At 65.6% G+C, this 14245-nt stretch carries 12 protein-coding genes; 4 read left to right on the top strand and 8 right to left on the bottom strand.

What is annotated here, in order from left to right:
* Positions 1-122: 122 nt before the first annotated feature.
* The 4 genes from AAC640_RS06510 to AAC640_RS06525 all read right to left on the bottom strand — a co-directional run bounded on the left by AAC640_RS06510 (position 123) and on the right by AAC640_RS06525 (position 7239).
* The gene (locus AAC640_RS06510) at positions 123-4301 is read right to left on the bottom strand and encodes a translocation/assembly module TamB domain-containing protein (RefSeq protein ID WP_340265275.1); all 4179 of its coding nucleotides are present in this window, start codon (positions 4299-4301) and stop codon (positions 123-125) included.
* Complete coding sequence (locus AAC640_RS06515; protein ID WP_340265276.1) at positions 4301-6364, bottom strand: autotransporter assembly complex protein TamA; 2064 nt, start codon at positions 6362-6364, stop codon at positions 4301-4303. Before AAC640_RS06515 ends, AAC640_RS06510 begins: the two co-directional genes overlap by 1 nt.
* A 97-nt stretch (positions 6365-6461) precedes the next feature.
* Complete coding sequence (locus AAC640_RS06520; protein ID WP_340265277.1) at positions 6462-6941, bottom strand: DUF1465 family protein; 480 nt, start codon at positions 6939-6941, stop codon at positions 6462-6464.
* Between the two features lie 118 nt (positions 6942-7059).
* A complete protein-coding gene (locus AAC640_RS06525; RefSeq protein WP_340265278.1) occupies positions 7060-7239 on the bottom strand; it encodes a YdcH family protein in 180 nt (59 codons plus the stop codon).
* A 190-nt stretch (positions 7240-7429) separates the two neighbouring features.
* Between AAC640_RS06525 and AAC640_RS06530 the strand changes: the two genes are divergently transcribed.
* Positions 7430-7588, top strand: a complete 159-nt coding sequence (locus tag AAC640_RS06530) for a YdcH family protein (RefSeq protein ID WP_340265279.1) — start codon at positions 7430-7432, stop codon at positions 7586-7588.
* 165 nt (positions 7589-7753) lie between these two features.
* Here AAC640_RS06530 and AAC640_RS06535 read toward each other — a convergent pair whose 3' ends face one another.
* The 4 genes from AAC640_RS06535 to AAC640_RS06550 all read right to left on the bottom strand — a co-directional run bounded on the left by AAC640_RS06535 (position 7754) and on the right by AAC640_RS06550 (position 10420).
* Positions 7754-8113, bottom strand: coding sequence for a PilZ domain-containing protein (locus tag AAC640_RS06535; RefSeq protein WP_340265280.1), 360 nt, complete (start codon positions 8111-8113; stop codon positions 7754-7756).
* Positions 8114-8176: 63 nt separating this feature from the next.
* A complete protein-coding gene (dksA, locus tag AAC640_RS06540; protein WP_340265281.1) occupies positions 8177-8641 on the bottom strand; it encodes an RNA polymerase-binding protein DksA in 465 nt (154 codons plus the stop codon).
* Positions 8642-9300: 659 nt separating this feature from the next.
* A complete protein-coding gene (locus AAC640_RS06545; protein WP_340265282.1) occupies positions 9301-9807 on the bottom strand; it encodes a hypothetical protein in 507 nt (168 codons plus the stop codon).
* Between the two features lie 172 nt (positions 9808-9979).
* Positions 9980-10420: a host attachment family protein gene (locus AAC640_RS06550; RefSeq protein WP_340265283.1), complete on the bottom strand. Its 441-nt coding sequence runs from the start codon at positions 10418-10420 to the stop codon at positions 9980-9982.
* Between the two features lie 90 nt (positions 10421-10510).
* Between AAC640_RS06550 and serS the strand changes: the two genes are divergently transcribed.
* The 3 genes from serS to rimO all read left to right on the top strand — a co-directional run bounded on the left by serS (position 10511) and on the right by rimO (position 14226).
* A complete protein-coding gene (gene serS / locus AAC640_RS06555; protein WP_340265284.1) occupies positions 10511-11788 on the top strand; it encodes a serine--tRNA ligase in 1278 nt (425 codons plus the stop codon).
* Between the two features lie 25 nt (positions 11789-11813).
* Positions 11814-12578, top strand: a complete 765-nt coding sequence (gene surE / locus AAC640_RS06560; RefSeq protein ID WP_340265285.1) for a 5'/3'-nucleotidase SurE — start codon at positions 11814-11816, stop codon at positions 12576-12578.
* Positions 12579-12843: 265 nt separating this feature from the next.
* On the top strand, positions 12844-14226 hold the full coding sequence (gene rimO, locus AAC640_RS06565) for a 30S ribosomal protein S12 methylthiotransferase RimO (protein WP_340265286.1): 1383 nt from the start codon (positions 12844-12846) through the stop codon (positions 14224-14226).
* Positions 14227-14245 lie beyond the last annotated feature (19 nt).

Here is a 14245-nt window from a genome sequence, read left to right on the forward strand (position 1 = left end):
TCACTTTCCTCCTTTTGAGGAGGGAATGCGGGAAGTCGCGGACGGTCCGGAAAGTTGCATGAACCTCAGATAAACGGCTGATTATGTTGTATTATTGCAACGCGCCTGCATGCAGAAACCGATCAATAATCCTTGGAAATACGCACATTGGCGCTTTCGCGGCCAAGGGTGGAAATGGCGCCGAGCAGCGAAAGCCAGCGCGTGACTTGATATTCAATGCGGGTCGCTGAATAGCCCTGGCCGTCGGTGATCAGCTCGACATAGGTCCTGCGCGTCAGATATTTCCCCGCCGCAATCGAGGTGCCCTGCCCCTGGGTCGGATCGGCGGCGATGATGCGCAGCCGGTCCAGCCCCGCCGCTTTGCGCACCGCATTGATCGGGTCCAGCCCGCCGCCCCCTCGTAGCGAGCCGACCGCCGAGGCCAGTTGCAGCGCTTCGGGCGCGGACAGGTTGGTGATCGAGGTGCCGAAGAGAATGCGCGAGAGCAGTTCGTCCTGCGGCAGGGCCGGCACGCTGGTGAAGCTGATGTCGGGTTTGAGGCCCGTACCGCCGACATGGATGGTGGCGGTGAGGTCACTGACATTGGCTTCGGCGTCGATGTCCAGCGTCGGGTTGACCGGGGTGCGGCCGTCGAACTGGATCTTGCCTTCCCGCAATTCGAAGCGCCGGCCGGCGAAGGTATAGCCGCCCCTCACCAGGTCGGCAGTGCCCGCGATCAACGGCGTTGCGACGTTGCCGCCGATGTCGAGGTCGGCGCGCCATTCGCTGTCGAGGCCAAGGCCGGTGACGATGAGCCGGTTGCGCGCCCGGGCCTTGATCGCCAGCGCCCAGGGGACCCGGCGGCGGACCTGTTCGATCTCCTCGCCATTGCGGTTCACCTCGACCACGCGCAGTTCGGGTATCTGCGCGACCGCGGCAGCGCGGCCCAGGGTGAAGCGGCTGCGGTTGAGGATCAGGTCGCCGCCGATGGTGCCGCCCACGCCATCGGAGCGGAGCGTGATCGGGCCGGTGACGGTCGCCGCGATGTCGTCGCGTTCAAGCAGCGCGGCATTGTCCGCCTGAAGCCGCAGGTCCATGGCCACGCCCGCGATGCCGGCGAAGGTGAAGCTGCCCGATCCGGTAACCGTGCCGCCATTTTTCGCGGTGGCGGAGAAGTCGGTCATCACCAGTTGCGCGCCCGAAAAACGCCCCTGGGCCTTGACCCCGTGCAGCCGCATGCCGGTGACGGGGCTGGTGATGGTGGCATTGTCGGTCGACAGGGCGCCCGCGATCAGCGGACTGCCGAGCGTCCCGCGTGCGTCGGCGGAGACGCTGACTGGCCCGGCGATGTCGACGATCTCCACGCCGGTAAGCCGCCAGAGCGTGTCAGCGGTGCCACGGAACCGCAGCTGCGCGAAGAGCGGCGCGCGGTTCAGCCTGTCGACCAGGCTGCCCTGCGTGCCAAGCGGGGTCAGCAATGCCTGGCCCTGTCCGATCGTCTGCCCATCGGCGAGAAAGACCATGCGCGTGGCGAGCCGGTCGTGCGTCAGCACTGCGTTCACGCCCGCGTCGACTGGACGGGAACTGAGGGAAAGGCCCGATCGGGACAGGCCGCGCACGCGCAGTTCCGCCCGTCCGGTCGGCATGTCGCCGCGCGTATGGACATAGGTCATCGAGCCGGTAACCGTGCCGCCCAGGCCGAGATTGTCATAGGCGATGTCAAGCAGCGCCAGCGGCAGTTTCTGAAGGCGCGCTTCGACACGGGTCGTCGCGCCGCTGAGTTCACCCGCCAGCTGAAGCGAGCCGTCGGCATAGCTGATCGTCACAGGCGAGAGGCGCCAGCCATCTTCGCTGCGCGTGAACAGCGCCACGCGCGTCAGCCGGATCGGACGCTTGTCTATCGTGCCCCGTGCGGAAAGGCGGATGCGGTCAGGTTCGACCTGCGCCTCGCTCTGAATGTCGAACAGCCGGCCGCGCTGGCCCGACAGGCTGCCCCGGACCATGCCACGGCCACCGACCAGATCGGCATTCGCGGCGAGCCGGCCGACCAGCAGGCCGCCCACCCGAATCCCCCGCGCCTGCACCGTGGCCTTCACCGACGTGCCGGCCGGGTCGAGCAGGATCGTCGCGTCCAGCTTGCCCCGGCGCACCGCGATGACGGTCGGCCCTTCGAAACTGGCGTCGGTGGCATCGAGGCGAAGCAGCAACTGCTGGACGCCATTGACCGGAGCAAAGCCGATCATGCCCGTGACAGGCCCGGCGACGGCCAGCTGGCCTTCCAGCCCGCCGGTGACCGGGCGCAGATCGCCGCTCGCGGTGACGCCGGACGCCGCGACGCGAGCGATGTGCACCACCGCCTGGCCGCCACTGGGCAGAAGGATCGCGCCGTCACCCGTGAAGGGACCCAGCGTGGATCCGCCCTGCGCGGTGAAGCTGTAGCCCGTCTGGTCCGGAACCAGGTGAGCGTGCATGTCAGTCACGCCCAGCGCGTCCAGTGGGCGCGTCAACAGCAGGTCGATGGTCGGCCGTTCGATCTTGCCGTCCAGCGTGAGGTTCAGCGGGCCATAACGCTTGTGCGTCCCGGTCCCTTCGAAATGGAAGCTGCGATCGGTGCGTCGATAGCCAGTGGCGGCAAGGCTGAGCAGCGGCGCTTCCAGACGCAGGTTGGTGAAGTCCAGTTGCCCGTCGGGCCGCAGCGAAAGGCCGCTTTGCAGCACTGGCAGGCCGCCGCCGAGCGAACGCAGGAAGCTGTTGTCGAGCCGGCGCATCCGCGCCATCGCATTGCCGCTGAGGCCGAAGGCACCCTTGGGTCCCGGCACCGCGCGCAGCTTTGATGTCAGGTCGACAATGCCGAGGCCCCGGATGAACAGCCCCCTGATCTGGCCGTCCAGCCCGAAATCATAGCGACCTGTCTTGAGATCGGCGAGCATGACAAGCTTGCCGCCAAGCTTGTCCGAGCGGATCACCATCGGATTGCTGATGATCTGCTGGCCCTTGAGCTGCAATACGCCGTCCAGCACGAAATTGCGGACGATGCCTTCGACAAGATCGCCCTGCCCGTCCAGCCGGCGCGCCCGCAGGTTGATCGGGATGAGCGTGGCGGCTCCCTTTGCCTTGCGCCCCTTCCCCTGCGCGCGCACGTCGCTGATCACCGTGCGGCCGAAGGCGAGTTGCCTGGCGCTTAGCAGATATTCATAGCCAAAGCCGGCAAAGGGGCCGTCCAGCCTGACGCGGGCGGCAACGTCGCGGCCCCCCATATTCCTGAGCAGCGCCTGGGGACGCAGGAGCTTCACATCGACCAGCAGATTGTCGAACGCATTGTTGCGAAGGTCGACGGCACCCTTTGCCTTGAGGTCCATCGCGGACGAGCGAAGCGACAGGTTGCCCTCGATCACCCGGTTGGTCATGGAAGCCAGGCCCCGCACGGCCAGACGCGGTGACGTCAGGCGCTGGCCCAGACCCTGCCCGGCGATCGCCGATCCCTCAAGCGATCCGTTCGCGGAATAGACCCCGCTGCGCGCCGCGAGTGCAAGATCCAGCGCGGGATTGCCGTTGAGGGTGGCCGACAGGCGACCATTCCAGCGGGTCCAGCTGCCCTTGCCCTGGATCCGCAGGTTCCCATCCTGCCTGAGCCCGGCCATGAGCGCGAGCACCCCGCCAGAAGGCGCGTTGACGGTGACGTCGAGGTCGAAACGATCGTCGTCCGGGCGGCTGTCCAGGGCGATATTCATCGCGTCCTCGCCATTCAGCACGCGCGCCGAAAGATCGATGACGGCACGGCCGCCGCGAATGTCCGCGTCGCCCAGGATCGTGGCCTGCTGCACCTTGCCGGTAATGCTCTTGTCCAGGATCAGCCGACCAACCGAAAATTCCATGAGCCTTATGTCGAAGCCGGGCAGGATCGGCCCCTCGCGCTCGCTGGGGTTTAGCCTGGGCAGTTTGTGGAGGGTAGCCACAGGGATGGCCAGCCGGTCGATATCAAGCCGGTTGGAGAGCCATGCGATGGGCCACCATTCCAGGTCCACCCGCGGCGCATCGAGGAACGGACCTTTGGGGTCGGACAGCGTCACGCCATGGAGTACAGCACGACGATAGATGCTGCCTTCGATCCGGTCGACATGGATGCGAAGCCCCGAAGGCGGACTGATGCCGGCGATGCGCGACACGAGGAAACGATGCCCGGCCGGCGTGTCGAGCCAGACCAGCGCGGCTGCCGCGACGAGCAGGAAAAAGGCCAGCCCTCCCACGATCCAGCGCTGCCACGGACCATCCCATGCGCGATGGCGGCGCGCCTTTTTTGCTTCGGGCGGCTGATCGGCCATCAGAAGGCTTGCCCCAGCGAGACATAGACGGCGACGCGCGGATCCCCTTTCTGGGGGTTGAGCGGCGTGCCGACATCGACACGGATCGGGCCGAAGCTGCTGTAATAGCGCACGCCCACCCCCGCGCCGATCCGCAGGTCGCGAAAGCGCGGCACGAAGCTGGTCGAGATGTTGCCGGCGTCGACAAAGGGCACAACGCCGAAATTGCCGAACCGCACCCGCGTTTCCAGCGAGAATTCGGCCAGACTCTTGCCGCCGATCGGGTCGTTATTGGCGTCACGCGGGCCGATCGCCTGATAGCCATAACCGCGCACCGACGCGCCGCCGCCAGCATAGAAGCGCCGCGAAGGCGCGATGCGGTCGACGGTCGACCCCAGAATCGTCCCCAATCGGGCGCGGGCCGCGAGGACGATTTGCTCGCTCATCGGCTGATAGACGCTGCCATCCAGCTGGACGCGCGCGTAACCGAAGCTGCTACCCTGGAATGACAGTTCGGGACTGACGCGGCCGCCCAGGCGAAACCCCGTGGTCGGGTTCAGCAGATCGTCGCTGCCGTCATAGGTGAGGCTGAGCGGCACGGCCCCGATGAAGAACGTGCGCCGGTTACCACCGCTGAACGCATCCTTTTCGTCAGAGGCGATGAGTTCAGCGCCGATCCGCCAGACCCATTTCTTCTGGAACAGGATGTTGGTCTGGCGCTCCAGCGCACCCGACAGGGTGATCGTGCGGGCGTCATAGGCGTCGCGCTTGATGTTGCTGAACGAAACCAGCCCGGTCAGCACATGGTCGCGCCGACGGAAATTGTTGCGGCGATAGGTGAAGGAGGCAGTCTGTTCCTGCGTGCCGAGCACGCCGCGCAGGATGACCGCGCCTTCGGGGGGGAAGAGGTTGCGATGCTGCCAGCTGACTTCGGCGCGATAGCCTTCTCCGGTGCCGTAGCCCAGTTCGCCGGCGATCGTCCGCAGCGGCGCGGGCCGGACCGCGACGGCCAGGTCGACATGCTCGCCATCGCCCGTCTCGCGCGGGGTCAGGGTGACGGAGGAAACAAGACCGGTCGCGATGACGGCGCTGCGCAGATCCTCGACATCGGATGCCATATAGGGATCGCCGCGATGGAAACGGGCGATCCGCTGAAGGTGACGCGCGCTGAACAGCTCGTCATTGTCCAGCAGGATCGTGCCAAAGGTGCGATAGGCGCCGGGGGTGACGACGATGTCGAGGTCGCCCTTGCGCTCCTCATGATCGATCCGCACTTCGGGTTCGCCGACCTTCGCGAAGGGGAAGCCGTTTTCGGACAGGGCTAGGGACAGTGCGGCCTGCCCCGCGAGGATCGCATCGGCATCGACGGGGTCGCCCGCGTGGATCGGGAAGGCGGCGCGCAGCTTTGGCTCCCGCTCCCCGGCCCCGGCCAGGCCAGGCAGTTCGACCGACGAGAGGGCGTAGCGCACGCCCGGCACGATGTCGAAGGTCACGACGAGTTTCTCGCTGCCCGGCGGGGGCGGGGCAACGGAGCCGCGGATGCGCGCCGCATAATAGCCCTTGGCGCGCATCAGCCGGTCCAGCAGTTCGCTGTCTTCCTTGATGCGGCGATTGATCTGGGCGAGGTTGGCGGGCTTACCCTCGCCATCGCGGAGCACGGACAGCTGATTGAAGCGGGTGTTGAACTGCGCGTCGGCGATATCGTCAATGCCCGAGAGCGAGAGCGTATAGCGCCTTTCCTCCGCGCCGTCGGCAAATTGTGCGCTGGCGTCGGCCGTGGCTTCGGCGCTGTCGATTGCGCCATCCTCCGCGCTGGGGCTGGTATCAGGCAGGGCCTGTTCGACCGGATCGGGCGCCAGCGGCGCAACGGCATCGGGCTGGCCCATGTCCGGCCAATCGACGCCGATGTCGGGCATGGGATCGAGCGGCCGGTCCTGCGCCGCGCCCCCTGTAGCGGGCGCGGCCGGAGCCGGCACGGTCTGCGCATGAACGGGATAGGCGAACAGCAGCAGCGGCGCGCTGAAAAGCCGGGCAGCTTGCGGAAGGCCTGAAATGCGGCATCTGCTCCGCAAAGCGGTGGTCATATCAGGGGTCTAGCCCAAGTCGGGCAGCAAGCGCCAGCCCGGATGCGCCCGCGAACGACGAGTTGCCTCTGCGGACGGCTGGCATCGCCGCGCCCGGTCAGAAGGCCGTGTTCAGCCGGTCCATCAGGGCGCGCGCGGGACCGCCCTGGTTCCCGCCCCGGTTGCGCGCCATGCCGTCCATCCGGTCCTGAAGCCTGGCGACGCGATCATACAGATCCTGGCTCGCATCGATAAGCGCGCGGGCCGCGAAGGGAAAACTGGCGGCCACTTCGGTGGCGGTGGTCGCGGCACGGCCAAGCCGGTATTTTTCATCCGACAGATCCTCGTCGGAAATCTCTCCGCGCTGCCAGGCCCGCTGGCTGAGCAGCCAGGCAATGATGTGCATCAGCCGGGTCGTGACCTTCAGCGATTCACAGGCGAAGGACACGCGCCGCAGCGGACTGTCCAGGTCCGGCTCACCCGCCTCGCCGACGTCGAAATAGGCGCGCGCCTCGTCAGCCATGACCATGGCTTCCAGGTAGAGGCCATCGACCAGCCGTCGATGCAGACCACGATCAAGGGGTATGGCGCGGGACATGCACCATGAGTGCCACAAACGCCCCGTCCTGTCAGGCCCATTACGGATGCGAAAGGGCGGAATGTCTCATTCAGGGCCGATTCCGCGCGCGGTTAACCACGAAAGGGCCGCGCCTTCATCAGGCTATGATGTCGGGAACCAGGGCATCCTCCAACATGGCGATCTCATCGCGTAGCCGCAGCTTGCGCTTTTTCAGCCGAGCAACCTGCATCTGGTCGCCGGAACCGCTGTCGACCAGCGCGGCGATGGCGCTGTCGAGATCGCGATGTTCGATTCGCAGCAGTTCAAGCCGACGCATGATGTCTTCCCGGCTCACCTGCACTCACTTCCTCAAGCCGTTATCCGGATCGCTTCCCTGATAGCCCGGCCAGCCGCTTCGGGCCATCGCAAATTTGAACGCGTCCCATCGCAAAGGGCGAATCGCGCGCAGACAAAGGCAGGGAATCGTGATCTACTCGATCTTCCATCACCCCTCTAAGGAGAATGTCATGGATAATAGCCACATTTCAGCTCTTTCAGCCAAGCACGCGGGGCTTGAGGCACGAATCAAGGCGGAAACGAGTCGGCCGATGCCTGACGCGATTCTGGTCGCCTCGCTCAAGAAGCAGAAACTGCGGCTGAAAGAGGAAATGACGGCGCGGAACTGACGCTCCGGCACATTGGCGAAGGGCCTGGGCTGGTCGAGACGATAGACCGGCCCGGCCCTCTCCCCCCATTGCTTCCTGGCCGCGATGCAACGGGCCAGAGTCGATCGCAAGCCCCGACGGCGACATGCGCCAGCGGGGTCTTTTTTTGTCAGGACAGGGGAAGGATCAGCGGCCGCGCTTGTGCAGATGCAGATAGTCGGGCGTCATCCTGCTGGCGGATGACACCGGCTTGCGCGCCAGTTGGGGATCGATTTCCTCATCGAAGGCGACGCCGATCCTGTCCTCGCGCGACCATACCACGCTGCCGCTGACCCGGCCCACGCCGCGCAGATCGAACTGGATACGCGCGCCGGCGGGAACCGCCCGCTCGCAGTCGGCCATGAGGCCAGTGGCGGACAGGTTGCGAACCCGTGCGCGCCCCAGCGGCGTGCCTTCCCCGGTCTGCAGATTGGTAAGCAGAAACAGGCTGTCTCGCGGCCCCGTGCGCGCCGGACCCCGCTCTGCCATATCCTGTTCGCTATTCATGTCCAAAGCCCTGCGATGTCGCGATATTTTTCGCGACAGTGGCAGGGATCGATGGAGAAAGCGTTAATCGTCGCGCGACACCTTTTCCTGCCGCTCATGCCGTTCCTGCGCTTCGACCGTCATGGTGGCGATCGGGCGGGCTTCCAGACGACCAAGCGAGATCGGCTCGCCAGTCACCTCGCAATAGCCATATTCGCCCTCGTCGATGCGGCGAAGCGCGGCGTCGATCTTGGAGATCAGCTTGCGCTGGCGATCACGGGTGCGCAATTCGATCGACCAGTCGGTCTCGCTCGACGCGCGGTCGTTGAGGTCGGGTTCGCGCAGCGGTTCGTTCTGCAGGACGGCGAGCGTGCCTTCCGCCTCGGCCAGGATCTGCTTTTTCCAGTCCCACAGCCGCTGCCGGAAATATTCCAGCTGTAAGGGATTCATGAACTCTTCGTCAGCGGAAGGACGATAGTCGGGGGGAAGTGTTACAGCCGATTTCGGTGGATTCTGGCCGTTTTTATCGGAATTCAGGACCGATGCCATCTGGCTCTCCGACTCGAGAGGCTCGCGCACTGAAGAAGTCCGGAGCCCGTGACTTATGATTGAGGGCGCCTAATAGCCAGCGCAGCGGGACGATACAAGCACGCATTGGCGCCCCCTCCTCGCCTTTTCGCCACCCAGTTGCTGCCCAGTTGCCGCGAGGCGCCACCCCTGAAGCGGCCTGCCGGATGCAGAAAAAGCAGGCCGCGCAGAACCTATTTGTTCCGCTATCTTAACGGATTTCGTCCCACACCGGGACGTTAACCATGATGGTTGATGATTTGTTGCGGTTTCCATCGACCGACGATCCTGAATCGAAGTTAACATTGTTGAAGTTAACCTCTTCTTTTGTGTTCTTACACACAGGCAATAGGCCTTTGGTCATAGACCGGAGCTTCCGGACGCGGCCAAGGGCCATCATGACAACGAGAATGGATCCCTATGTCGGTACGGATGGCTTTGGCTAAATTATGCGCCTGCGCGGCCGGCGGTGCGCTGATCGGCGGGGGCGCCGTCCATGTGGCGGAAAGCGCGCGCCCGGCGGTGGTACACAGCACGAAGAGCGTGAAGGCCGCGCCGCGCAAGCGCTATCCTGTCCGGACCGTGAAGCGGGTGGTGAAGACCGTCACCTCCTGCGCGCCGCAGACGATCACGGTCACGAATCAGGCCGCGCCCGTTCCCCTGCCCGCCGAGATGCCGGTGCTGTCCGGCGGGGCCGCGGCGCCGATCATGATGGCGGGCGGGCCGGGATTTGGCGGGGGCGGATTTATCGGCGGATTCTTTGGCGGCAGCAGCGGCGGCAGCGGCGGGTCAGTCGTGATCTCCTCCACCAGCAGTTCCACCGGAGGGATCAGCAGCTCGACCAGCTCCACCACCGGCGGGGTTTCGACGTCCACAGGCGGGGTCTCGACATCGACGGGCGGGGTCTCGACATCGACGGGCGGGGTCTCGACGTCCACCGGCGGCGTGTCCACCTCGAGCGGCAATGTCTCGACCTCCAGCGGGAACGTCTCCACGTCGAGCGGTAACGTGTCCACTTCCAGCGGCAACGTCACCAGCAGTTCGTCCACCTCGTCGAGCACAAGCTCCAGTTCGTCGACGTCGTCCTCAACGTCGTCCTCAACCTCCTCGTCAACCTCGTCGAGCAGCTCGGGCGGATCGACCAGCACCGGCGGGACGGACGTTCCCGCGCCCCCGATGGTGCTGCTGTTCGGGGCCGGCGCCGTCGCCCTGTTCGCCCGGCGACGCTTTGCCGACCGGAAGGCGAAAGCCGCCGCCTGACAGGCGGTACGGGCGTGATAAAAAAGGGGCGGCCCGCAAGCCGCCCCTTTTTTCCGATCGTCAGCTCTGAACGATGATCCGCTGGATCTCCGGCACCGGATGATTGGCGAGGTCCTTGGGAATCTCGCCGATCAGCCGGCTCTGCACTTCCTTGTGATAATGTTTGCGCATCTCGCCAAGCGCGGTAGGCGGCGCGACGACGATCAGCTTTTCATAGTCATTGGCGAGGGCGCGCCGCTTGAGCAAGCTGGCTGCCTCGGCCGCGAAGCGCGCCTCCTCCAGTTCGTGAAAGTCGGTCTGTTCCATCGAGCTGCGATGACTGCCAACGGAGTTGAAGGCGCGGCCGGGGGCGTCCGACGCCTGATCCCTGTCATAGGGATTATCCTGAACCCTGACCGTCTCGGCTTCCAGATTGGGGCTCATCCGGTCGCCCCTGTTCCGGAAGAACAGCAGCTTGCGCCCATCGGCGACGAGCACCATCGCGTCATGATCGATCCACATTATCGGGCTCCTTTCCTTGGATTTGGCCTGTCAACGGACGGCAGCGCTCAGGGTTGCGCGGCTGGACGCGGAACGGCATAGGGCTGCCTCATGCATGACATCCGCTTCATCCGCGAAAATCCCGCCGCGTTCGACGCCGGCCTTGCCCGCCGTGGCCTCGCGCCGCTGAGCGCCGAGATACTGGCGCTCGACGAACGCAGCCGCGCGATCAAGACGGAGTTGCAGCAGGGCCAGGCACGCCGCAACGAAGCCAGCAAGGCGATCGGCCAGGCGATGGCGGCGAAGGACGCAGCCAAGGCGGACGCGTTGAAGGCCGAGGTTGCCGCGCTCAAGGACAGCATGCCGGCGCTGGAGATTGAGGACCGGGACCTGGGCGAGCGGTTGCATGGCCTGATCGCCGCAATCCCCAACCTGCCCGCCCCCGACGTGCCCGAGGGCGAGGACGAAACCGCCAATGTCGAGCTTGCCCGCTGGGGCGAGCCGCGCCAGTTCACCTTCGCACCGCAGGATCACGCGGATTTCGGCCCCGCGCTGGGCCTGGACTTTGAAGGAGCGGCGGCGCTGTCGGGCGCGCGCTTCGCGGCGCTGCGCGGGCAGATGGCACGGCTGCATAGGGCGCTGGCCCAGTTCATGCTCGATCGGCAGTCCGGCGAGAATGGCTATGAGGAAGTGAACCCGCCGCTGCTGGTGCGGGACGAGGCGCTGTTCGGCACCGGGCAGCTGCCGAAATTCGCCGAGGACCTGTTCCGGACCACCGATGGTCGCTGGCTGATCCCGACGGCGGAGGTGAGCCTCACCAATCTGGCGCGCGAGCAGATCGTCAGCCCGGCGGATCTGCCGATAAGGATGACGGCACTGACCCCCTGCTTCCGGTCGGAAGCCGGGTCGGCCGGGCGCGACACGCGCGGTTTCATCCGCCAGCATCAGTTCGAGAAGGTGGAACTGGTGGCCATCTGCAAGCCCGAGGACTCAGAAGCAGAGCACGAGCGCATGTGCGCGGCGGCCGAAGGCGTGTTGCAGGCGCTGGGCCTGCCCTATCGCAAGATGCTGTTGTGCACCGGGGACATGGGCTTTTCGGCCGCCAAGACGTTCGATCTGGAAGTGTGGCTGCCAAGCCAGCAGACCTATCGCGAGATCAGCTCTGTTTCCAACTGCGGCGACTTTCAGGCACGGCGGATGAATGCGCGCTACAAGCCCGAAGGCGAAAAGCAGACGCGTTTCCTCCATACACTGAACGGTTCCGGCCTGGCGGTCGGGAGAACGCTGGTCGCGGTGCTGGAAAATTATCAGCAGGAAGACGGCAGCGTCACAGTGCCGGACATATTGGCACCCTATATGGGCGGGATCACCACCCTTAGGCCGCGCTGAAAGGCCACAGACGGGAGTATCGAGCGTGCGCATCCTGCTCACCAATGATGATGGCGTCCATGCGCCGGGCCTTGCGGTGCTGGAGGAAATTGCCCGCGCCCTGTCCGACGACATCTGGATCATAGCGCCGCATGAGGAGCAGTCCGGCGCCGGCCACAGCCTGACGCTCACCCGGCCGCTGCGTATCCGCCAGCATGGGGAGCAGCATTACAGCGTCACGGGCACGCCCACCGACGCGGTGATGATGGCGGTCGGCCATCTGATGAAGGACCGCAAGCCGGACCTCATCCTTTCGGGCGTCAACCGCGGCGCGAACCTGGCAGAGGACGTGACCTATTCGGGCACGGTTGCGGCGGCTATGGAAGGGGCGATTTCGGGCATCAAATCGATTGCGCTGAGCCAGGTCTATGCGCGCGAGGGCATGGGCGACACGGTGCCCTTTGCCGCCGCGCGCGCCTGGGGCGAAAAGGTGCTGCGCCCGCTGATCGCCATGCCGGCGAGCCCGCGCATGCTGTTCAACGTCAACTTCCCCGCGATCGAGCCTGAGGCGGTGAAGGGCATCCGCGTCGCGCGGCAAGGCTTCCATGATGTCGACCGCACCCGCATCGTCGAGGGCACCGATCCGCGCGGCTATCGCTATTACTGGTTTGGCCTCGGCAGTAGCGACGCCGTGCCCGAAGGCAGCGACCTCGCCGCGATCGCGGACGGCTATGTTACGGTGACGCCGCTGCATTACGACCTGACGCAGGACGGCGCGATGGCGGCGACAGCGGCGCTGTTCGGGGCCTGACGAAGCTGACAAGCCGGGCGAAAGCCATTTAGAAACGGCGGGATGCCGCGAACGCCGACTATAGGCCGATCTCGCCGCGTCGGGCGGCGCGGTGAAACTGCAGGAAACGCGTTGTGCGGGCCGAGGAGGTTGGCCGCCCCCTGGGGCGCAAAAGCTCCGGGCCGGCGAGCTGATCATCGAGATCGTTCAAGGGGATGCGGCGAAGGGACGCGGCTTTCGCGACTGATCTGCCCCGCCCCCCGTGACATCGGGCGCAAAAATCCCTATGTGCGCGGCGATCATGGCAAGCAAAATTCCCGAACCGCCCAAGATCGGCATGGTGTCGCTGGGCTGTCCCAAGGCTCTGGTCGACAGCGAGCGCATCCTGACCAAGCTGCGGTCCGACGGCTATCAGATGTCCGCCGACTATGCCGGCGCGGACGTCGTGCTGGTCAATACCTGCGGCTTTCTCGATTCGGCGAAGGAAGAGTCGCTGGAGGCCATTGGCGAGGCGATCGCGGAAAATGGCCGCGTCATCGTGACCGGCTGCATGGGCAATGAGGCGGAGCTGATCCGCCAGAAATTCCCCCAGGTGCTGGCCGTCACGGGCGCGCATCAATATGAGGCGGTGGTGAATGCCGTGCATGAGGCGTCGCCGCCCATCCCCAACGCCTTTGTCGACCTGGTGCCCGAAGGCGGGCTGAAGCTGACGCCGCGCCATTACAGCTATCTCAAGATTTCCGAGGGCTGCAACCACCGCTGCTCCTTTTGCATCATCCCTTCGATCCGCGGCGATCTGGTGTCACGGCGCATCGATGCGGTGCTGCGCGAGGCGGAAAAGCTTGTTGCCGCCGGCACGAAGGAACTGCTGGTCATCAGCCAGGACACCTCGGCCTATGGCGTCGACACGCGGCATGAACCGCGCCAGTGGAAGGGGCGCGAGGTGCGCGCGCACATGACCGACCTCGCCCGCGAACTCGGGCAGCTGCGCACCGCCGAAGGGCGCGCTCCCTGGGTGCGGTTGCACTATGTCTATCCCTACCCCCATGTCGACCAGGTCATCCCGCTGATGGCCGAGGGGCTGTTGACGCCCTATCTCGACATTCCCTTCCAGCATGCGTCGCCCACCGTGCTGAAGGCGATGAAGCGTCCGGCCAACGAGGCCAAGGTGCTGGACCGCATCCGCAGCTGGCGGGCCATCTGCCCCGATATCGCGATCCGCTCCTCCTTCGTGGTCGGCTTTCCCGGCGAGACGGAAGCGGATTTCCAGTATCTGCTCGACTGGCTGGACGAAGCGCAACTCGACCGCGTCGGCGCCTTCCGCTTCGAGCCGGTCGAAGGCGCGGCCGCCAACGACCTGCCGGGAGCGGTGCCCGAGGCCGTCAAGGAAGACCGCTACCAGCGCATCATGGAAAAGACCGCCGCGATCAGCGCGGCCAAGCTCGCCGCCAAGGTCGGGCGCGTCCTGCCGGTGATCCTGGACGAGGTGGGCGAGCCGGACGAGGAAGACGGATCGATCGGCGCGACGGCGCGCAGCCAAGCCGATGCGCCGGAGATTGACGGCAATGTCTTCCTGCGCGATGTCGGTGACGGGCGAAAGACCGGCGACATTTTCGACGTGCTGGTCGAGGATGCCGACGAGCATGATCTCTATGGCGTACCGGTCTGACAACGGCCCGGAACGGCGA

Source organism: Sphingobium mellinum (assembly GCF_037860795.1).
GTDB lineage: Bacteria > Pseudomonadota > Alphaproteobacteria > Sphingomonadales > Sphingomonadaceae > Sphingobium > Sphingobium mellinum.